At 44.8% G+C, this 20,507-nt stretch carries 16 protein-coding genes; 3 read left to right on the top strand and 13 right to left on the bottom strand.

Annotated elements, in window-relative coordinates:
* The first annotated feature begins 29 nt into the window (after positions 1-29).
* Positions 30-1,256: a glucose-1-phosphate adenylyltransferase gene (locus ACXHJ1_RS18700; protein ID WP_457905024.1), complete on the top strand. Its 1,227-nt coding sequence runs from the start codon at positions 30-32 to the stop codon at positions 1,254-1,256.
* A gap of 78 nt (positions 1,257-1,334) precedes the next feature.
* Here the strand turns inward: ACXHJ1_RS18700 and ACXHJ1_RS18695 are convergent, their stop codons facing one another.
* The 5 genes from ACXHJ1_RS18695 to ACXHJ1_RS18675 form a co-directional block, all read right to left on the bottom strand.
* The gene (locus ACXHJ1_RS18695; protein WP_016820716.1) at positions 1,335-2,765 is read right to left on the bottom strand and encodes a sensor histidine kinase; all 1,431 of its coding nucleotides are present in this window, start codon (positions 2,763-2,765) and stop codon (positions 1,335-1,337) included.
* Positions 2,762-3,460 (bottom strand): response regulator transcription factor, encoded by a 699-nt coding sequence (locus ACXHJ1_RS18690; protein ID WP_016820715.1) that lies wholly within the window; start codon positions 3,458-3,460, stop codon positions 2,762-2,764. The genes ACXHJ1_RS18695 and ACXHJ1_RS18690 overlap by 4 nt, the downstream gene beginning before the upstream one ends.
* A 1-nt stretch (position 3,461) precedes the next feature.
* On the bottom strand, positions 3,462-4,796 hold the full coding sequence (locus ACXHJ1_RS18685; protein ID WP_019687406.1) for a hypothetical protein: 1,335 nt from the start codon (positions 4,794-4,796) through the stop codon (positions 3,462-3,464).
* Positions 4,793-5,518 carry a phosphonate ABC transporter ATP-binding protein gene (locus ACXHJ1_RS18680; RefSeq protein ID WP_031461573.1) on the bottom strand — a complete coding sequence of 242 codons (726 nt, stop codon included), beginning with the start codon at positions 5,516-5,518 and terminating at the stop codon, positions 4,793-4,795. Before ACXHJ1_RS18680 ends, ACXHJ1_RS18685 begins: the two co-directional genes overlap by 4 nt.
* Positions 5,519-5,599: 81 nt before the next feature.
* A complete protein-coding gene (locus ACXHJ1_RS18675) occupies positions 5,600-6,757 on the bottom strand; it encodes an MFS transporter (protein ID WP_457905023.1) in 1,158 nt (385 codons plus the stop codon).
* Between the two features lie 452 nt (positions 6,758-7,209).
* On the opposite strand from ACXHJ1_RS18675, the gene ACXHJ1_RS18670 reads away from it, so the two are divergent.
* Together ACXHJ1_RS18670 and ACXHJ1_RS18665 are read left to right on the top strand one after the other, a co-directional pair.
* The gene (locus ACXHJ1_RS18670) at positions 7,210-8,127 is read left to right on the top strand and encodes a hypothetical protein (RefSeq protein ID WP_017427725.1); all 918 of its coding nucleotides are present in this window, start codon (positions 7,210-7,212) and stop codon (positions 8,125-8,127) included.
* Between the two features lie 65 nt (positions 8,128-8,192).
* Complete coding sequence (locus ACXHJ1_RS18665) at positions 8,193-8,957, top strand: HAD family hydrolase (protein ID WP_016820710.1); 765 nt, start codon at positions 8,193-8,195, stop codon at positions 8,955-8,957.
* A 26-nt stretch (positions 8,958-8,983) separates the two neighbouring features.
* Here the strand turns inward: ACXHJ1_RS18665 and ACXHJ1_RS18660 are convergent, their stop codons facing one another.
* From ACXHJ1_RS18660 to pdhA, 8 genes are all read right to left on the bottom strand, one after another.
* Positions 8,984-11,338 carry a type IA DNA topoisomerase gene (locus ACXHJ1_RS18660; protein ID WP_107733525.1) on the bottom strand — a complete coding sequence of 785 codons (2,355 nt, stop codon included), beginning with the start codon at positions 11,336-11,338 and terminating at the stop codon, positions 8,984-8,986.
* Positions 11,339-11,946: 608 nt separating this feature from the next.
* Positions 11,947-13,434, bottom strand: a complete 1,488-nt coding sequence (locus tag ACXHJ1_RS18655; protein ID WP_457905022.1) for a glutamate synthase subunit beta — start codon at positions 13,432-13,434, stop codon at positions 11,947-11,949.
* A gap of 236 nt (positions 13,435-13,670) precedes the next feature.
* Positions 13,671-14,159 carry a dihydrofolate reductase gene (locus ACXHJ1_RS18650; protein ID WP_025365020.1) on the bottom strand — a complete coding sequence of 163 codons (489 nt, stop codon included), beginning with the start codon at positions 14,157-14,159 and terminating at the stop codon, positions 13,671-13,673.
* Positions 14,160-14,176: 17 nt separating this feature from the next.
* A complete protein-coding gene (thyA, locus tag ACXHJ1_RS18645; RefSeq protein WP_044786073.1) occupies positions 14,177-14,971 on the bottom strand; it encodes a thymidylate synthase in 795 nt (264 codons plus the stop codon).
* Positions 14,972-15,220: 249 nt separating this feature from the next.
* The gene (lpdA, locus tag ACXHJ1_RS18640; protein WP_016820706.1) at positions 15,221-16,642 is read right to left on the bottom strand and encodes a dihydrolipoyl dehydrogenase; all 1,422 of its coding nucleotides are present in this window, start codon (positions 16,640-16,642) and stop codon (positions 15,221-15,223) included.
* Positions 16,643-16,645: 3 nt separating this feature from the next.
* Positions 16,646-18,259 (bottom strand): 2-oxo acid dehydrogenase subunit E2, encoded by a 1,614-nt coding sequence (locus tag ACXHJ1_RS18635; RefSeq protein ID WP_117290214.1) that lies wholly within the window; start codon positions 18,257-18,259, stop codon positions 16,646-16,648.
* A 34-nt stretch (positions 18,260-18,293) separates the two neighbouring features.
* A complete protein-coding gene (locus tag ACXHJ1_RS18630) occupies positions 18,294-19,274 on the bottom strand; it encodes an alpha-ketoacid dehydrogenase subunit beta (protein WP_013371456.1) in 981 nt (326 codons plus the stop codon).
* Positions 19,275-19,374: 100 nt separating this feature from the next.
* Positions 19,375-20,442: a pyruvate dehydrogenase (acetyl-transferring) E1 component subunit alpha gene (pdhA, locus tag ACXHJ1_RS18625; protein WP_013371457.1), complete on the bottom strand. Its 1,068-nt coding sequence runs from the start codon at positions 20,440-20,442 to the stop codon at positions 19,375-19,377.
* Between the last annotated feature and the right edge of the window lie 65 nt (positions 20,443-20,507).

Below are 20,507 nucleotides of genomic sequence, written 5' to 3'. Positions count from 1 at the left end.
ACAGACAACTAAACCGGGAGGGAAACGAAATGTTTAATAAAGAATGCATTGCCATGCTGCTGGCAGGCGGAGAGGGACGCCGTCTTGCTCCCCTTACTTCGACGATTGCAAAACCCGCCGTACCTTTTGGCGGTCATTACCGGATCATCGATTTTCCTCTCAGTAATTGCGTAAATTCAAACATTGATACTGTAGGTGTACTGACGCAATATGAGGCGGAATCCTTGCACGAACATATTGGGGATGGGACTCCATGGAGCCTTACAAAAACGGATGACAAAGGAATTACCCTGCTTCCATCTTATAATACAGGTAACGCTGAATACTTAGGAACGGCAGATGCTATTCATAAGAATATCGAATATATTGACAGCCAAAATCCAGAGCATGTGCTTATTTTATCCGGTGATCATATTTACTATATGAATTATCGCGAGATGCTGAACTACCATAAGGAAAAAGGAGCTGCGGCAACCATTTCTGTCATGGAGGTTCCTTGGGATGAAGCACACCGTTTTGGTGTTATGAGCGCCGATGAAAATCTGCGTGTCACTGAATTTGCAGAGAAGCCGGAGAAACCCGAAAGTAATTTGGCCTCTATGGGGATTTATCTTTTCAAATGGGATTACTTAAGAAATTACCTGTTGGAAGACGCACAGGATCCTCAATCCAGTCATGATTTTGGCAAAGATATCATACCTAAAATGCTGGCGGACCAAGAATCTCTATACGTTTATGAATTCCAGGGCTACTGGAAAGACGTAGGTACAGTTAAAAGCCTATGGGACTCACACATGGACCTGCTCCATGAAAATTGCGCAATTGACCTTCAGCGTCAAGACTGGCCGATGTATACACGTGAACGCCGCACAAGGCTGAGCGCGCAAAAGGTGCCTGGTCGTAAAATGCAGTCATTGGACAGCCTCCTGCATGATTCCTGCCAAGTAGAAGGCCAAATTGAGCGCTCCGTAGTGTTTAGTGGCGTCGAGGTGGGAAAAGGCTCATCCATCAAGGAAAGTATCGTTATGCCCGACACACGTATTGGGCGCAACGTGCATATTGAGCATGCCATTATCGGTGAAGGTGCTGTGATTCGTGATGGTGCTGTGATTAAAGGTAATCCGAGCGAAATTATGGTTATCGGACCCAATGAAACAGTATTTGGTAAAATGGCAGTACGGCCGCAAACTACACGTATGCTAAAAGAAGCCTATGAGCGTAACACACGCTTGCGTGCAGAAGGCTTTACTTCATAACTCTCCCTAAAATTTCAAACAGCCAGCCCTCCAATATAGTGAGGACTGGCTGTTTTTTATTACCTCTTACAACTGGTTTTAAATTTGCCCTTCCGAGAGTTGTGGTGGTTCCACGGATGACTCTGCTTGCAGAGCAGGCAATGAAACCGTAATAGTGGTTCCAGCTCCCAATTCACTTCTGATGAGCATCTGACCGTGATGACGCTCAACAAACTGTTGCGAGATTGCCAATCCGAGACCCGTCCCCCCATTTTGATGGTCTACCTGGAAAAAGCGATCCCTTACTCTGGCAAGGTTTTCTTCACTAATCCCAATCCCCGTATCCTGTACCGATATCTCGATATTACCCTTAATGCGTTGAAGAGACAAATAAATAATCGAGCTTTCATGCGAAAACTTGATAGCATTATCTACAATGTTCAAAAATACCTGCTTCAGACGGTTACCGTCTCCATGAACGAGATAAGCCGTTTCCTCGGAATCCAGTTGAAGCTTGATCTGCTTCATTTCTGCCTTTGCCCATACGTTCAGCATAATTTCCTGCAAAAGCTCTCGAAGATCAACTGTTCCCATCACGAGCTTCATGGCATTTTGCTCCAGTTTGGAAAAATCGAGAATTTCCTCCACTAAGCCAATCAGCCGATCCGTTTCCTTGGAAATAATCTGCATCCCGATCTTAGTCTCTTCCGGGTCATACCCGCCAGAATTTAGCGTTTCACTCCAGCCCTTAATCGATGTAAGCGGAGTACGCAGCTCATGAGAAATAGAAGAAATAAAATCATCCTTGATTTGATTGGTTCGGACAATCTCCTGTGCCATGTAGTTCAACGTCGATGCCAATTCACCCAGTTCATAGCGATAATCGCCTTTGATACGTGCATCAAATCGTCCCTGCGCCATCTGAGCAGATACATCGCGAATATTGTTAATCGGTCTGACAATGGAATTGGCAAGCCCTGTGCTTACTATAAATACAATAATCAGTACAGCTGCCATGATTCCCACCGAAAATAATGTAATGATGAATAATTTATCATTTACTAATTCCAACGAAGTCGTATACCGGATAATATACACCTGATCTCCGACGATATTGTCCAGTTTCTGAGATACCGCCATCACCTGCTGTCCCGTGCCGGGTTGCTTTCCAATCCATTTGCCCGTATCTCCAGCTAAGGCTTGTGTCACATCACTGGTTTGCACACTTAGATCCGCAGCAAAATTTGTCGAGTTATCAATTACATTTCCCTGTTCATCAAGCAATTGTAATTCAGTGAAGGGCAGAGAAAATGTATTCAACAAATACGATTGTAAAGACTGTTCTGGCTCTTTGAATTTGGATGCAAATTCACTTACCGATTCGATACGGCTTTCGATGTGTTTGTAAATGGAGTCGTAATAATACGACCGGAGTGCAAACATAAAAATGACTTCTACTAACAGAAGCGCCAAGAACACTACGAAAAAATAGTGAAGCACAATCTGTCGGCGAATCCCCTTTTTGATCATTGAGACTGACCTTTCCATTTATATCCATGTCCCCACACGGTTTGTAAGAAAGCCGGCTCGGATGGATTGTTTTCAATTTTCTGCCGCAGACGTCGGATATTCACATCTACAATTTTCGGATCGCCCATATATTCCTTGCCCCATACGTGGTCAAGTAGCACATCTCGGCTAAGCGGCGTATTTTCTTTCTCCAGAAAAAACTGAATCAGCGAAAACTCTGTCGGTGTCAGTTCGATCAGCTGTCCGTTTTTCTTAAATTGCTTAGCTATCAAATCCAGCGTGAACGGACCGGATTGGAAAGACACCTTGGCTGCTGTTTCACGATGTACATTTACCCGACGCAATAACGATTGGATACGTGCAATCAGCTCTGTTGGGCTGAAAGGCTTGCTCACATGATCATCAGCCCCTACAGACAAGGCATACACCTTATCCTGTTCCTGTACCTTGGCTGTCAGAAAGATAATGCCAATACGCTCATTCGTTTCCCGAATTCTCCGACAAACCTCAAAACCATCCATCCCAGGCACCATCACGTCAAGCAGCGCGATATCAATATCCCGTACCGTGTTCAAAATATTCAGAGCCTCATGCCCATCTGCCGCCTCCAGCACCTCAAAACCGTTACGTTTCAAGTTAATAACGATAAAGCTACGGATCGATTCCTCGTCTTCCATGATTAAAACTTTACTCACTCTATTCTACCTGCCTTTCCCCCATCTTGTTTTTAATGGTTTTACGTGGTTCCAGCTCGCTGGATCGCTTAATGCCAATTACCTGTGCGTTCGTTCGCCACAATTGGCTATAGCCTTCATTGTTTCGCTCCCATTGTGACAATGAGAAAAATTTAATTTCCGCTATTGTTTTGTCTGTATCATCCAGAATGAACCGCAAATAGCTGTCTTTCCTGGAAACCTTCGGATCAATAGTCACCTTGCCATGCAGCTCTTTCGGCAGTCTGAAGTAGACCTGTTCATTAGAATCACGATACTGTTGCTGCTTGAAAATCGTCCCTTTGGCCCCATCCCACTGATAGAACGATACAAAATAAGGAACTTCATCCAGCGGCCTGTTGCTCCAACCTTTAGGCTTCTCTAAATTCCCAAATTCGAGAATACCGTCACCATCCACATCACCACTGGCGATGGTAGCATCCTTAAAGGTAACATCCATAAGATTGAGCTTTCTGAGCTTGCCGTGATCCATCACGATAACATTGGAAACCGTAGTTGTCTCGGCAATCTTTGTATCAATAATGATCCCTTGCCTACCTTGGGCTACCTTACCAGCGACGACATTGTAGACGCCTAAAGCCTGACTGTCCAATTCCAACGACCCGATCTCCTTAAAGGTCCCTCCGCTGAACTGGAATGTTTTCACGGTAAAAAATTCATTACGACGGAGCAAGATAATCGTCAAGTCATTCAGATTGTCCCCGTTCAAATCCATCTTCTTATGGTTAAAATCGTCTACAACGAAGTCCGTATAGCCCGTTGCATATATTTTTTCCAACGTTCCTCCAGTATAAGAGTATACGATGAGGCCCTTCTGGTCTCCGTTCTCACTACTGTCTCCGCTCGAAAAACCTGCTACAATATCAAGCGTACCGTCATTAGTTAAATCCACAAGCTTAAATGATTCCAACACCGTGCCTTCCCCATCAAATGTAAGCTTCTTTACCCACGTGCCGCCCTGATCTTCAAACAAGGCACCATGTATCTTTACGCTCTCATCTGGTGTTTCATAAAAGAGCACCGCTTCATCTATACCATCATTATTCAAATCTCCCGTCCGAATTGGCGTAGGATCATCCGGATCATTCGGCCTTAAAGGCTGTACCGCCCCTAATTGCGTATTCACTGCTCCATTCAGCTGTTGTTTCTCATCAGACATCGTTGGTGTCTGCATCAGCGAAATCGGATCGCTAATCACATTACAGCCGCTTAAAAATCCAGCAAGGAGCAGCAAGGAACAGCAGCACGCCACCATTTTCAACAGCATTTTTTTCACTTCTCTTGCCGTCCCCTTCACAATTTGTTCTTTTCTGCCTGTGTCAATCGTCTTCCCTGGATATCAAACACCAGCTCGCCCTCATTCAGCCCCCAGATTCGGGAAGCAAAACGTTCAGCCATTTCCAGCGGCAGTACAGTAATGATTGTTACTCGTTCGTCAGAACACAGCTTGCGAAAGGTTTCCAGTACATGCGCTGCTGAGGCAGGATCAAGTCCATTTACAGGCTCATCAGCTAAAATAACCTTAGCTCCGTGAACGAGAGCACGCGCTGTGGCTACCCGCTGCCGTTCGCCGCCGCTGAGCTTGTCGCATTTATCATGCGCCTTATCCAGCAGACCCAGATCCTCCAGAACGTCCATCGCTCCCATATAATCGTCGGAACGCACCATACCAGTAACCATTCTCCACCAGGGGGTCTGACCCGATCTGCCAATGAGCACATTTTTAAGAGCGGTCCGATTCATATTAAGATGCGGATTTTGCTCCAGATATGCCCATTCCCGCTTTAATTTCATCTTGCCTGTCCACCCGGATTTCAGTACATCATTGCCTCCTACAATTAAACTGCCTTCTTCCCAAGATTCATGTAAAGCAAGACAGCGAAGAAGTGTCGTTTTACCGCTTCCGCTTGGCCCCACTATAGCAATGAATTCACCCTGATGAATTTCAGCATCAATCCCTCGAAGCAACGGGGTACGTTCAGGCCCCACGTGCTTGGTCAGCTTCCGAATTTTAATCATCTATGATTCCCCTTTGTCCGCCATCAATACATGTTTATATTTTATAGTAATTGTGAAACAAATACCATGCAAACCGCAGTTTTAAACCGCCGGTACTCTTTTTCGGGAAAACAGACCCAACAATCCGAAAACAATGTAACTACCTCCAAGAACTAGAAACATGCTGCCTTGAGTTCCAATGTCCAGCAACCCTCCGCTAATATTAGGTCCGACCACACTTCCCAGATTAAAATGAAAGGATGCCAGCACATTTGCAGCCGCCAAAAATGATTTGGGCAACAGGTCAGCTGCATAGGCCAAACCAAGTGAGAAAAAGGAGCCTACCAATCCACCTGCGATGGTCAGCAATACCAAAGTGAACATAAAATGATTACCACTCCAGGGTAGCAACATAAAGGTCAATCCTCCCGCTATACCAACGCTCATTAGCACTTTTTTACGTCCCCAACGGTCACTTAATATACCCAAAGGCAGTTGCAACACTAAGCCTCCCAAACTAACGAAAGGCAGCAAAGCAGCAATTTCATCGGTATGGAAGCCAATACGCAGGCCATAGACTGGAAAATTACTGTTCAGGCTCGCTTCCATATAACCGTATAGAAATGCAGGCAACAGAGCGTACCATGCCCAGCTATAGCTGCGTCGGAATCTTTGTGCGGGACGCGCCTCAGTTTCCTGCTTCTCCGGTCTGGATTCAGGTAGCTTGATTAACACTAACAGCAACACAAGCAAGCACAAAAAAGCCAACGCAGCAAATGGAACCAGCATTCCATAATCGAGTAGCCATAATCCCAATGGGCCTAATGCAAAACCTAGACCGTAAGACATACCATAAAAGGAAATGTTGCGGCCTCGATTCTCTGGTGGAGTTACTAGCAATATCCACAACTGCGCAGAATAGTGCAACGCACTGTCTCCAATACCTACGAGCAGACGCAGTACGAACCAAATCCGAATATCAGGGATTAGCGGGAACAGCAGCAGCGTAATGAGCACAAGCACAAGACCACCGGCCATCAGCTTTTTGAACCCCAGCCATCCCAAAGTGCGTTCAGCCACCAGTGTCATTGCAAATGAACCAATATACAGTGCAGCCGCGTTCATTCCGTTTAGTGAAGACGAAACCCCCATTTGTTCCAAAGAAATCGACAAAATAGGTAATAGTAAACCCTGACATAATCCAGCAACAATAATAACTGCAATTAAAATAAAATAATGAACACGTAACGACGACGACATCCTAGCTCCTCCTGCCCGAACAATTAAATTATTAACATCATAAAATGAATGCTTAGAAATGATTTGCATTTGATACCATAATCAATAATAATTCTTATCACGATGTATACCATGACCATCTGAAAAATCGGTATATTACATATTAAGATGTTTTTAGCGTTAATTTAGTGTATTAAAGAGAGAAAGAAAAAAATCGCCATCTGAGATGACGATTTTACGGATAGAGCTAGTCTGGTATGTATCCGACTCCATTTGGTGAAGAGCCTCGTATGTTCAATCCGACCAAGTTCACGTCACAACGCACTATTTCATATTATAGTGGACAATGCCCGGCAGAACAAGCCATAATAAATAAGTGGGCAATTTCAAAATGCTCATGTTTTGCTTATGGACGGGCTTTATTTACGTTCACCGCTCTGGGCTAGAAGACAGAATAGGAGGCATTTGGTTCCATGAGTTATCAAATTAAAATAGACACTTCTCCAATTTATGAATTGCTCGGCAGCTTTATGGCCTATGTAACTAAAAAGTGGGTCCAAGATATGGACTTGGGCCATGAATGGATCGACAAGGTGGATGCACGACTACAACAAGAAGTTCGTACTGAGCTTGCTACAGCTCAGGATTGCCCTTTTAGCGATTATGACGCACTCTATGCCTGGGCGTTGCTTCGACCGGAATCAGATGAAATATCCGACTATATTTCTTACTTGGATCACGGACCGGATAAGGATATGTTTGAACTGCTTGTTCCGCATATTCCTTTTTTAACCTTTGAAGAATCTTTACGCATTCGTAAGGTATATGCACCACTCCTCAGATTGTGGGATCGTGATTATTTTCGGACCTTGGAAGGCGAACTGCGTGTGTTGGCAGAAGAAGACGCTGCGGAAAAGCGTATGCTGTTAAGTAAAATGGAACCGGAAGCACTTGTTGAATATGCAACAGCCGGGCTAGTCGTCCCACATATGGAAGATCTCGATACAGTGGTGCTGTTTCCGGTCGTCCATAATCGTCCAATTAATTCATATTGCTTTTATACCCGTACACTGCTGATCCAGTATCCGGTAGATATTCCCGAGGAGAGTGAGGAAGAACCGCCTACGCTTCTACTACGGCTTACTCGTGCTGTCAATGATCCGCAACGACTGCGCATTTTGCGTTATGTAGCTCAAGGTCCTAAGTCTCTTGAAGACATGCGTCATGATTTGAGCCGATTGGAAGATACACTTATGTCTGATATGATGATTTTGCGTGTGGCTGGCTTGCTCCGCATCCACATTGGACGCTATCACAAGGAAAAATTCAGCATCCGTCCCGACGGTGCGGCTGATTTGCAGGTATTTTTGGAATCCTATATTGGATTGTAATTTGAATCGCAACTTAGTTATAAACCGAACACCGTTAAAGCTTTGGCTTGGAAGGAGTATGCATCATGTCGTATCCGAAGCAGCACATTTTATTTGATCTTGATGACACTTTGGTCCACTGCAACAAGTATTTCGATCTTATTCTCAACCACTTTTTCGATTTGCTTCAGGAATGGTTTGCAGCTCATAACCTAACGAGAAATTCGATCCGTGAAAAACAAATCGAAATTGATGTGGCTGGAGTCCATCAGGTGGGTTTTGCCAGCGAGCATTTTCCACAATCCCTAATAGATACGTACCAGTTTTTCTCGGAACAATTTGGACGCCGTACGGATTCTCGGGAAGAGCAGGAGCTTCGCTCGCTTGGCCGAAGTGTGTACGAGCAGGAAATCGAACCGTATCCAGGTATGGCCGAAACGTTAAATTCACTCCAAAAAGCAGGGCATTCCCTTCATCTTTACACTGGGGGTGAGCAGGTCATTCAAGAAAGAAAGATTGAACAAATGAAGCTGGCTACTTACTTTGATGACCGTATCTACATTCGCCAGCATAAAAATGTAGATGCACTGGAAGAAATCATCCAAATGAATCGCTTGGACCGAAACATTACCTGGATGATTGGGAATTCTTTACGCACCGACGTATCTCCAGCCCTTGCGGCAGGTATTCACGCTGTGTATCTTAAGCAGCCCAAAGAATGGATTTACAATATGGTTGAATTGCAAAAAAACGTGAACTCTGTGATGTATACTATACAGAAGCTAACAGAAGTGCCACGGGTGATCCACGAAAGCATACAATTGCATCAACAAAAAAGGACCCTCGGATAGGGTCCTTTTTTGTTGATACTCCTACCTCAGGCATCCTCACGAACGCTAAGTTGTCCTGTTCCTGGCACATCCAGAACAATCCGCGCTTTGACGGTCGATCCATCTTTACGTTTAAAAGACAACAATTGCGTCTGCCCCTTGGCGAGCAGGGACTTGAGCATCGTTTCGGTAATCTGCTTGCCCGCATATTCCTTCCAAATGACAAAACCACAGCCCTGCTTAAAGTGGCTACACCCATACCCTTTGCGGCCTTCAATAATGCTTCCACCGCAATTGGAGCACGGGCAGCTGCCTAACGCCTGCCTTTGGCTTGCTGAATTATCTGACTGTCTATCAGATGAGCTCCGCACTGCTTTTGTAGTCGAACTGCGACTTATTGGCGCTGATGCTTGCTTTAGCGCAGCACTTCCTGCACTGCTACCGCCTCCCGATGCTGTGCGGTCTCTTCCTTTGGCGGTGGTGGCACGTCCACTCGTACCTACGCCGCGGGCGTTCGTCTTTCCTCCCGAGCGATTACTCCTTGCCTCCTCGCCAAAGGCATTTGCGGGAGCAGGTGGCTGCTGCCTTACCTTATCAATGATGGACAACGTAAATCTTTTAACGTTATCCATAAACTTCTCCTGAGCTGCCTCACCCTTGGAAATTTGATGAAGACGGCGTTCCCATTGACCTGTCATCTCCGGTGAAGCTAATAGATCTACCCCGGCATGACGGATCAGGTCAATAGCCATCTTTCCTTTATCCGTAATCAGAATCTTTTTGCCCTTCATCTCAATGTAGCCGACTTTCTTTAATCGTTCAATTGTGGCGGCCCGTGTCGCAGGTGTACCTAATCCAGCATCCTTCATAACCTCGCGTAATTCCTCATTCTCCATCTGCTTTCCCGCGCTTTCCATCGCTTTAAGCAATGTGCCCTCCGTGTAGCTTTTAGGAGGCTGAGTCGCCTTTTCTTTCATCTCAGCGCGAACACAATCTACCGGACGCCCTGCATCAATTTCAAACTTCTTGTCCGTCCACTCGTCCGTTTCCTCTTCATCCTCTTTTTTGGATGTTTTGCTCTTTTTACCTTTATCCTGATCAGCCTTGCTCAAAACCACTTTCCATCCCAAGGACAGAAGCTCCTTAATATTAGTTTTAAACAGATGCTTGTCCACCTGCGTCATTACGGTATGCATTTTATATTCAGCCGGCGGAAAAAAATGCGACAGAAACCTACGAATAACCAGGTCATATATATTTTGTTCCTCCTTGCTTAGCGTTCCCGGCCTTTTTAACGTCGGCAAAATAGCATGATGATCCTCAACACGAGACGGATTGCAGACCGATTTATTCTGTTTATGGACCAAATTAGGGTTTGCTTGTTGTACCAGATCAGCATAAGGGCCTGTCCCCAGCATCCGTAATGCCTTATGCATGCCGTCTATATTCTGCTCTGTCACATAATTAGAGTTGGTCCGCGGATAGGAAATGACCTTGTGACGCTCATAAAGCGCTTGTGCCACATCCAGCGTTTTTTTAGCCGAATAACCGTACTTGGCATTCGCCTCGCGTTGAAGCAGCGTCAAATCGTATAATTTAAAAGGATACTCCTTTGTCTGCTTCGTATCATATTTGGTAATTTTACCCTCTTTCCCGCGTACCGCCGCAGCGATCCCCTCAGCTTCTTCCGGATTCGTCAGCCGATCACCCTGCCATGCCCCTTTGTACTTAATCTGATCTTGTTTGAACTCAGCCCATACGTCATAGAAGGTTTGGGACTGAAATGCTTCTATTTCCTTTTCTCGATCATGAATTAGTGCCAACACGGGAGTCTGCACCCGTCCTACCGACAGCAAGGTGTTATGTCGTGTTGTGAACGCTCTGGAGGCGTTCATGCCAATCAGCCAGTCCGCTTCACTTCGTGCCCGCGCAGCTTGAGTCAGGAATTCAAACTCCGAGGCATCTCGCAATCGTTCAAAGCCAGTCGCAATACTTTCCGCCGTCAAGTCCGAGATCCACAATCGCTTAACCGGCTGTCGTAGCTTCAACTGCTGCTGAATTAACGCAAAAATATATTGCCCCTCCCGTCCAGCATCACAAGCATTCACGATAGCATTGCAGCGTTTGGCCAGCTCACCAATCATTTTTAGCTGATCTTTTGTTTTCGGATTAGGTACGATTTTGAATTGTTCAGGGATAATCGGAAGATCTTGAATATTCCATCGTTTGTACTTAGCATCGTAAGCATCCGGTTCAGCAAGCCCCAACAAATGACCGATCGCCCAGGTTACAATGTATTTCTCCCCTTCCAAATAGGTACGGTTATTTTTAGCACGCGGCTCCATAACAGCGGCAATTGTCCGCCCCATATCTGGTTTCTCAGCAATAATCAACGTCTTCATTCATTCCATTCCTTCCTGACGGCCTTCTGTTTCTCCTCCATGAATCATAGATATACATGGAACGCAAATGAAAACACAGGTTCCTGGCCTCATGCAAAAGGAGCCTTCTCCCGGCGAAAGCTCCTTTGTAAATTCATTTAGTCTAGCGCTTCAACAATGTACGTCTATTATACCATAGATATCATGATTCTCTCAGGTCATGATTTTATGTAACCTTGGAAAAGATCATGTCATCTTCCTTTTAAAGCAATATAAATATAGAAAACCCAAAATAAAACTGCACTATTAGCAAACTTGTGTAATATTAATGTTAATTTATATTACACAATTTAAGTTTTCATCTAATTATTTTGTGAAATAAATGTATTTTTCTTTGAAAAGGCTACACACGCCGTCCTCATTTATGTTATGATTATTTTAGACAACAACTACATGATTAAAAAGTTAATTTTAAGTTAATTTATATAACATTGAATTTACAACGTTTTGTATACCTCACTAGAAAATTGGTTTCAACAACGACTAGTGATAAAGCTTTAAACACAAATAAAGCCCCATCCTAAGATGGAGCCTTTACTTGATTCGTAACGTAACACAATAATTTATAATTATACCAAAACAGTAGCACCCATGAGGTATTTATCAACTTCACGTGCTGCTTCTCGGCCTTCATTAATAGCCCACACGACAAGACTCTGCCCACGGCGCATGTCACCTGCAGCAAACACCTTATCCACATTCGTCACATATTTCCCATGACGTGCCTTAACATTGGAACGGCGGTCTGTTTCCAAACCTATTTCCTTCACAATCGTTTGCTCAGGCCCATCAAATCCAATTGCAATCAGCGCAATTTGTGCCGGAAATACGCGTTCCGTACCTGGAATCGGTTGATAAATTTTACGTCCAGTTTCATCAACAATACGTTGAATTTGAATGGTGTGTAGTTCTTTCAGATTGCCATTCTCATCACCCACAAATTTGGTTGTCATGATGGAGAACTCACGCGGGTCTTCTCCGAACAACGCTTTCGCTTCTTCCTGTGCATAATCGAGAGAGTACACATTCGGAAACTGCGGCCAAGGATTCGCAATCGGATCACGTTCCAGCGGAGCTTTGGTGTGTGTGCCAAATTGAGTGACACTCCGGCAACCGTGCCGCAAAGAAGTAGCTACACAGTCCGAACCTGTATCACCGCCACCGATAACAATAACGTCCTTACCTTTGGAGGACAAATAGTTGCCATCTTCGAGGTTGGAATCCAGATAACTCTTGATGGTGCCATTCAAATAATCCATAGCATAATGGACACCATTCAAATCGCTGCCTTCAATATTGAATTCTCTCGGCTTTGTAGATCCACCGCATAGCACAACTGCATCATAGTCAGCAATCAGCTGCTCAGTAGGGATATCCTTGCCGATTTCCGTATTCGTGATGAATTGGATACCTTCAGCCTCCAGCAAATCTACACGGCGCTGTACAACCTTCTTATCCAGCTTCATGGATGGGATTCCATACATCAGTAACCCACCTACACGATCTGCACGCTCATACACTGTCACGCTGTGACCTGCTTTGTTAAGCTGTGCTGCCGCAGCCAATCCCGCAGGACCCGAGCCAACAATAGCCACTCGTTTGCCTGTACGTTTTTCCGGCGGGTTAGGAACGACCCAACCTTCCTCAAAGCCTTTTTCAATAATCGCTTCCTCAATTGTCTTAATGGTAACAGACTCCCCAATAAGGCCAACTGTACATGAACCTTCACATGGCGCAGGACAGACACGACCCGTAAATTCTGGAAAGTTATTCGTTTTGTGCAGCCGATCTAGCGCTTCCTTCCACAAACCACGATATACGAGATTGTTCCATTCCGGAATAAGATTATGAACTGGGCAGCCTAAAGTTGCTCCCATGAGATCCATCCCCGTATGACAATAAGGAGTTCCGCAGTCCATACAACGCGCCCCTTGGGTACGCAGCTCTTCTTCAGACATATGCTTATGGAATTCTTCCCAATCCTTTATACGCTCTGCCGGGTCCCGGTCTGTAGGAAGCTGTCGTGTGTATTCCATAAATCCAGTTGGTGTAGACATGTTACGTTCCCCCATCTCTTCGCTTATGAACCCCGATCATCCATTCAGAATTCTAATCAAATTCGAACTTGTCTGTTTGTGTTATGAAAGGGTCTGTTCTCATTGAATTTGATTTATTGTATCACAATACAGCGTAAAAGTAATGAAAACTTATGCAACTTTCTGCATCTACAGCCAAAAGGATTTTTTATATGGTTTATTAATTTTTCAAATGAGCTAGGTTGAATTCCTGTATGTTATTCTGTTCTCTCGTAAACAACAAAACGGTAGTCATACAAGTTTTTGTCGTCCTTGATACCCGGCGTCTCACTGACTATAGTCCAGCCGCTCCAATCCAGCTCAGGAAACGTCGTATCGCCTTCAAAAGTCTCCTCAATTCGAGTCACAATCAGTCGATCCGCATGTGGCCAAAACAGTGAATAAATCTCCGCTCCGCCAATGACCATTAGCTCTTCTTGCTGTGCAAGTTGGAGCCCCTCCTCCAGTGTATAGATCACTTCTGCACCTTCCGCCTGATAGCTCTCATCTCGAGTCAAAACGACGTTGCGGCGGTTTGGTAGGCTTCTCCCGCCAAAGGATTCCCACGTCTTGCGTCCCATGAGTACTGTTTTATTAATCGTCTGCTCTTTGAAGAAGGCCATATCTCTGGGAAGGCGCCAAGGAAGACTGTTATCCCGACCAATCACACCATTTTGTGCCATAGCCCATATCATCGAAATGCTCATCTTTCCACCTCCTCTAATCAGATGGCGACAGGCGCCTTAATCCCTGGATGATGCTCGTAATTCTCAAAAACAAAATCCTCGTAAGTGTAATCAAAAATGGATTTAGGCTTGCGCAGAATTTTCAACTGTGGCAAGGGATAAGGATCACGCTCCAACTGCGTATGCACTTGTTGTATATGGTTTGAATAAATATGCACATCGCCACCTGACCAAATAAACTCTCCAGGCTCCAAACCACACTGCTGTGCAACCATATGCGTCAGCAATGCATAACTAGCGATGTTGAACGGCAGTCCAAGGAAGGTATCCACTGAACGCATCGTCAGCATACAGGATAGCTTTCCTCCAGCTACGTAGAATTGAAATACAAAATGACATGGCGGCAACTTCATCGATTCAATTTCAGCCACATTCCAAGCACTGACGATATGTCGACGTGAATCCGGATTGTTTTTGATAGCTTCAATGACATTCGCAATTTGATCAATATGTTGTCCGTCCGTTGTTTCCCATGCGCGCCATTGCGATCCATATACAGGTCCCAGATTCCCCTGTTCATCTGCCCATTCATCCCAAATGCTAACTCCGTTCTCCTTGAGATAAGCAATATTGGTATCACCTCGCAAAAACCATAACAGCTCATGTATAACGGATTTCAAATGTACTCTTTTAGTGGTCACTAACGGGAAGCCCTTGGCCAGATCAAAACGAAGTTGCCTTCCGAAAACAGATAATGTTCCCGTTCCTGTCCGATCCTCTTTTTTTACCCCGTTCTCTAAAATATCCTCCAGCAATTCCAAGTAGTTGCGCACGTTGTTTCTCTCCTTTGAGCATGAATAAAAAAACAGCATCGTCCATTTTTAATTTTGAAAACTCTCGATCTACACCATTAATCTATATTTAGTTTATCATGTAGGGTACTTTTTTGACCATGTACTGTGTGAATTTTCATGATAGTCCAATAATCTTAAAGTTTGAAAAAAAGAGACAAAGAGCGCACATATAGCGCTCCTTGCCTCTTTTTTCATGTATGAATCCAAAAACAAGATAATGAAATGGAATTAGCGACGTGGCGCCAATGCGTGGATCGGATGACCCATTACGACTTCTGCTGCTTCCATCACAAGTTCGCCCAGTGTAGGGTGAGCATGGATAGTCAGGGAGATATCTTCAAGTGTAGCACCCATTTCAATCGCCAGACCCAGCTCAGCAATCAGGTTGGAAGCTTCCAGACCTACGATTTGCGTACCCAGTACCAGACCTGTATCTGCGTCAGCTACGATTTTCACAAAGCCTTCAGCAGCGTTCAGGGAAACAGCACGACCGTTTGCTCCGTAAGAGAACTTACCAACTTTGACATTGTAACCTTTTTCTTTAGCTTGTGTCTCTGTGTAGCCTACGCTAGAGCATTCTGGATCTGTGAACACAACAGCCGGAATACATTTGTAGTCTACAACAGATGGTTGGCCGGCAATTACTTCAGCAGCTACTTTACCTTCGTAAGAAGCTTTGTGAGCCAGAGCAAGACCAGGAACAATATCACCGATTGCGAAGATGTGAGGAATGCTTGTGCGTCCTTGGTGGTCAACTTTCACCATTCCGCGGTCATCCAGTTCTACACCGATCAAATCCAGACCCAGTTCACCGTCTGTATTTGGACGACGTCCAACAGTTACAAGCAGGTACTCAGCAGTTACTTCTTTGCTTTCACCGTTAACAGAGAATTTCACTGTTACATCTTTATCAGTTTGTTCCGCACTTTCCGCTTTAGCGCCAGTGAAGATTTCGATACCTGTTTTCTTCATGCTTTTCGAAACGATGGAAGTCATATCTTTATCGAAGCCAGGAAGAACAGTATCCATACCTTCAATGATCGTTACTTTGGAACCGAATTTGGAATACATTTGTCCAAGCTCTGCACCAATGTATCCACCACCGATAACGATCAGGCTTTTCGGAATTTCAGGCAGGTTCAATGCTTCAGTAGAAGACAGAATGCGTCCGCCAAATGGGAATGGCTTCAATTCGATAGGACGGGAGCCTGTTGCGATAATCGCATTTTTAAAACGGTAACGTGGTGATTCATGTTCGTTGAATACACGCGCTTCGTTTTCGTTGATGAACATGCACTCACCGTTGAAAACTTCGACTTTGTTGCCTTTGAGCAAGCCGCTTACGCCGCCAGTCATTTTCTTAACAACACCGTTTTTGAATTCTTGCGTTTTAGCAAAATCTACTTTTACATTTTCAGCCGTAATACCGAAAGTTTCGCCATGTTTAGCTGCTTCGTATTGATGAGCTGCAGAGATTAAAGCTTTGGATGGAATACATCCACGGTTCAGACAGACACCGCCCAGCTCAGATTTGTCAACGATCAATACACTTTGTCCCAATTGTGCGGCACGGATGGCAGCTACATAGCCGCCAGGACCCGCACCGATAACCAATGTGTCAATATCCAGAGAAGCGTCTCCTACTACCATTGATTACACCTCCATTACAAGCAGCTCAGGGTTAGCGAGCAGCTGTTTGATATAGTTCATGAAGTTTTGAGCAGTTGCACCGTCAATAATACGGTGGTCAAAGCTCAGGGAAAGAGCCATTACTGGAGCGGCAACAATTTCACCGTTTTTCACGACTGCTTTTTCACTGATGCGGCCAGTACCCAAAATTGCAACTTCAGGGAAGTTGATGATTGGAGTAAAGAACATACCGCCTGCGGAACCAATGTTCGTGATGGAAATCGTGCTTCCTCTCATCTCATTGGCAGCCAATTTACCATCACGACCGCGTACAGCCAGATCACGAATGGAATCAGCAATCATCCAGATACTCTTACGATCAGCATCTTTGATAACAGGAACGATCAAGCCGTTGTCTGTGTCAGTAGCGATACCGATGTTGTAGTATTTTTTGTAGACAATTTCGTTAGCTTCTTCATCGATCGAGGCATTCAGAGCCGGGAATTGACGGGAAGCAGCAACCAAAGCTTTTACGATGAACGGCAGGTAAGTTACTTTTGTGCCTTTCTTCTCTGCAATTGGTTTGATACGAGTACGGAAAGCAACCAGCTCGGTTACATCCACTTCATCCATAATTGTAACGTGTGGAGCTGTGTAAGCTGACTTAACCATAGCATTGGAAATTGCTTTACGGATACCTTTGAATGGTACGCGTTCTTCCTCAGCACGCGGATCTGCAGCTGGTGCGGATGGTGCTGCAGCTTTCGCTTCTTTTTTAGCTGGCTCTTGCGCTTTTGCAGCTTCTTTCGCTACTGGTGCAGCCGCTTGGCCTCCGCCATTTTTGAAAGCTTCTACATCTTCTTTAGTGATTTTACCGTTTTTGCCGGAGCCACTCACTTGAGCGATGTTAACACCTTGCTCACGTGCAAATTTGCGGACGCTAGGTGTAGCCAGTACATCTTTATTCGAAGCAGCAGGTGTTGCCCCTGGTTGCGTGTTCGCTCCGCCTTTTGCAGCATCCTCTTCTTGTTTAACAGCAGCTGGTGCTTCTTCTTGCTCAGGAAGCTCACCCTCAGCAGCGATCACAGCCACAACTTGACCTACGTTAAAGATGTCTCCGTCTTTGGCAAACACTTCTTGAACCGTACCATTAACCGGACATGGAACTTCAACTACAGCCTTGTCGTTTTGTACTTCCATGATGATATCATCATCAGTTACTTTGTCGCCGGGTTTGATGTGCATCTTGATGATTTCACCTTCGTGCAGACCTTCACCCAGCTCTGGGAATTTATATTCAAATCTAGCTGCACCTGCAGCTCCGCCTTGTGCAGCAGCAACTGGCTCAGGGCTAGCTGCTGGTGCTTCCGGTGCATCTTCTTGTTCAGGAAGTTCACCTTCTGCGTCGATGACAGCTACAACTTGACCTACGTTGAAGATGTCTCCGTCTTTGGCAAACACTTCTTGAACCGTACCATTAACCGGACATGGAACTTCAACTACAGCCTTGTCGTTTTGTACTTCCATGATGATATCATCATCAGTTACTTTGTCGCCGGGCTTGATGTGCATCTTGATGATTTCGCCTTCGTGAAGACCTTCACCCAGCTCCGGGAATTTATATTCAAATTTTGCCACGTTTAAAACCTCCCAAATTTACGGTGTGCTTTAATTAAAATTCCAATACTTTATTAACCGCATCAATGATACGTGTTGGCGTTGGCAACCAAGTATCTTCAATTTGAGCAAATGGATAAACGGTATCCGGACCTGCTACACGCAGAACTGGTGCTTCCAGATGCAGGATTGCTTTTTCGTTAATTTGTGCAATAACTTCAGCAGCAACACCGGCACTCTTTTGCGCTTCTTGAACAACGATGGCACGATTTGTTTTTTGAACGGAAGCAACAATGGTATCAATGTCAATCGGGCTGATTGTACGCAAATCAATGATTTCCACTTTAATACCTTTTGTTTTTTCCAGCTCTTCAGCAGCCTTAACTGAAGTGTGTACCATCATACCGTAAGTAATGATCGTTACATCAGAACCTTCACGAACTACATTAGCCTTGCCCAGTTCAACTGTGTAATCATTCTCAGGAACTTCAGCACGGAATGCATGGTACAGGTTCAAATGCTCCATGAAAAATACTGGATCGTTATCGCGAATAGACGCGATCATAAGACCTTTTGCATCGTAAGGGTTGGAAGGAACAACAACCTTAATACCTGGTGTTTGAGTCAAAAGACCTTCTAAGGAATCAGTATGCAGCTCGGCTGCCTTAACACCGCCACCAAAAGGTGTACGGAATACGATTGGAGAATTGTAACGTCCACCGGAACGGTAACGCATACGGGATGCTTGAATCGCCATTTGATCGAGCGCTTCAAAGATAAAGCCTACGAACTGGATTTCAGCTACAGGGCGGAACCCTTGGATACCCAGACCGACAGCAAGACCCCCGATTGCGGATTCCGCCAGCGGAGTATCGAATACACGTTCTTCGCCAAATTCTTTTTGCAAACCTTCTGTAGCGCGGAATACGCCACCTACATGACCTACGTCTTCACCGAAAAGCAGGACGTTAGGGTCGCGTTTCAACTCTACGCGCAGTGCGTCACGAATCGCTTCTTTCATGTTCATTTGTGCCATTTGCTTCATTTCCTCCTTAAACATTGACAGATCAATTTCAGTTCAGGTCAATCGAAAAGCAGACCGGATCGGGTTGCCGCCCGGTCTCTTTCAAGTTCAATTATTTAAAATCAGCTTTTTGTTCTTCCAAATGCTTAGGCGTAGTTTCGAACATGCTATCGATCAGGCCAGGAATTGTCATTTTTTCTGTTTTCTCGGCTTTTTTGATCTCTTCGTTCACTTTTGCCTTAGCTTCTTCTTTTACGCGAGCTGTATCTTCTTCAGTCCAAAGACCTTTTTTCTCAAGATATTTCGCAAAGCGGGCAATTGGATCTTTTGCATTCCATTCGCCTTCTTCTTCTTTAGAACGATATTTCGTCGCATCATCAGAAAGGGAATGCGGACGGAAACGGTAAGTAACGGCTTCAATCAATGTTGCACCTTCGCCATTACGTCCACGCTCTGCAGCTTCTTGAACGGCTTTAATAACTGCAAGCACGTCCATACCGTCAATTTTAACACCTTTAATACCAGCAGCTACTGCTTTATGAGCGATCGAAAGAGCAGCTGTTTGTTTTGAGAATGGCGTTGTGATCGCGTAACCATTATTTTGCACAAAGAAAATAACTGGCAACTTGTACACACCAGCATAGTTCAGACCTTCGTAGAAATCACCTTCGGAAGAACCGCCGTCGCCTGTATATGTAATGACGACTTGTTTTTGTTTTTTCAGTTTGTAGCCCATTGCAATACCCATAGCGTGCAGAATTTGCGCACCAATGATAATTTGCGGCATCAATACGTTAACGCCGTCCGGAATTTGACCACCGTGTTGATGACCACGGGAATACAAGAAAGCTTGATATAATGGCAGGCCATGCCAAACGAGTTGCGGAATATCTCGGTAGCCTGGTGCAATAAAGTCTTCTTTTTGGAGTGCAAATTCACTACCAACCATTGTTGCTTCTTGTCCGGATACCGGAGCGTAGAAGCCGAGACGTCCTTGACGGCCCAAGTTAACAGCACGGTCATCCCAAGTACGTGTAAATACCATACGATACATAATTTCTTTCAATTGATCATCTGTAAGTTTAGGCAATTTATCTTTATTGATAATTTCACCATCCGGAGAAAGCACGGACAGAGCCTCAACTTCCTCTGTGTAAACTTCATAAGGAACCTTGCTCATTTTCTTCACCTCAACAAAAAAATTTGAATATCAAGTTCCGCTGTTATAGGATTATTATACACCTG

The organism is Paenibacillus sp. ALE2 (assembly GCF_054113385.1).
Note: the sequence above shows the minus strand (reverse complement) of the source record. Positions and strands in the feature narration are given on the sequence as shown.

Coding starts and splice junctions, on each gene's coding strand:
- ACXHJ1_RS18700 (WP_457905024.1), top strand. CDS start 30: ATGTTTAATAAAGAATGCATTGCCATGCTGCTGGCAGGCGGAGAGGGA.
- ACXHJ1_RS18695 (WP_016820716.1), bottom strand. CDS start 2,765: ATGATCAAAAAGGGGATTCGCCGACAGATTGTGCTTCACTATTTTTTC.
- ACXHJ1_RS18680 (WP_031461573.1), bottom strand. CDS start 5,518: ATGATTAAAATTCGGAAGCTGACCAAGCACGTGGGGCCTGAACGTACC.
- ACXHJ1_RS18675 (WP_457905023.1), bottom strand. CDS start 6,757: ATGTCGTCGTCGTTACGTGTTCATTATTTTATTTTAATTGCAGTTATT.
- ACXHJ1_RS18670 (WP_017427725.1), top strand. CDS start 7,210: ATGAGTTATCAAATTAAAATAGACACTTCTCCAATTTATGAATTGCTC.
- ACXHJ1_RS18665 (WP_016820710.1), top strand. CDS start 8,193: ATGTCGTATCCGAAGCAGCACATTTTATTTGATCTTGATGACACTTTG.
- ACXHJ1_RS18660 (WP_107733525.1), bottom strand. CDS start 11,338: ATGAAGACGTTGATTATTGCTGAGAAACCAGATATGGGGCGGACAATT.
- ACXHJ1_RS18655 (WP_457905022.1), bottom strand. CDS start 13,434: ATGTCTACACCAACTGGATTTATGGAATACACACGACAGCTTCCTACA.
- ACXHJ1_RS18650 (WP_025365020.1), bottom strand. CDS start 14,159: ATGAGCATTTCGATGATATGGGCTATGGCACAAAATGGTGTGATTGGT.
- lpdA (WP_016820706.1), bottom strand. CDS start 16,642: ATGGTAGTAGGAGACGCTTCTCTGGATATTGACACATTGGTTATCGGT.
- ACXHJ1_RS18630 (WP_013371456.1), bottom strand. CDS start 19,274: ATGGCACAAATGAACATGAAAGAAGCGATTCGTGACGCACTGCGCGTA.
- pdhA (WP_013371457.1), bottom strand. CDS start 20,442: ATGAGCAAGGTTCCTTATGAAGTTTACACAGAGGAAGTTGAGGCTCTG.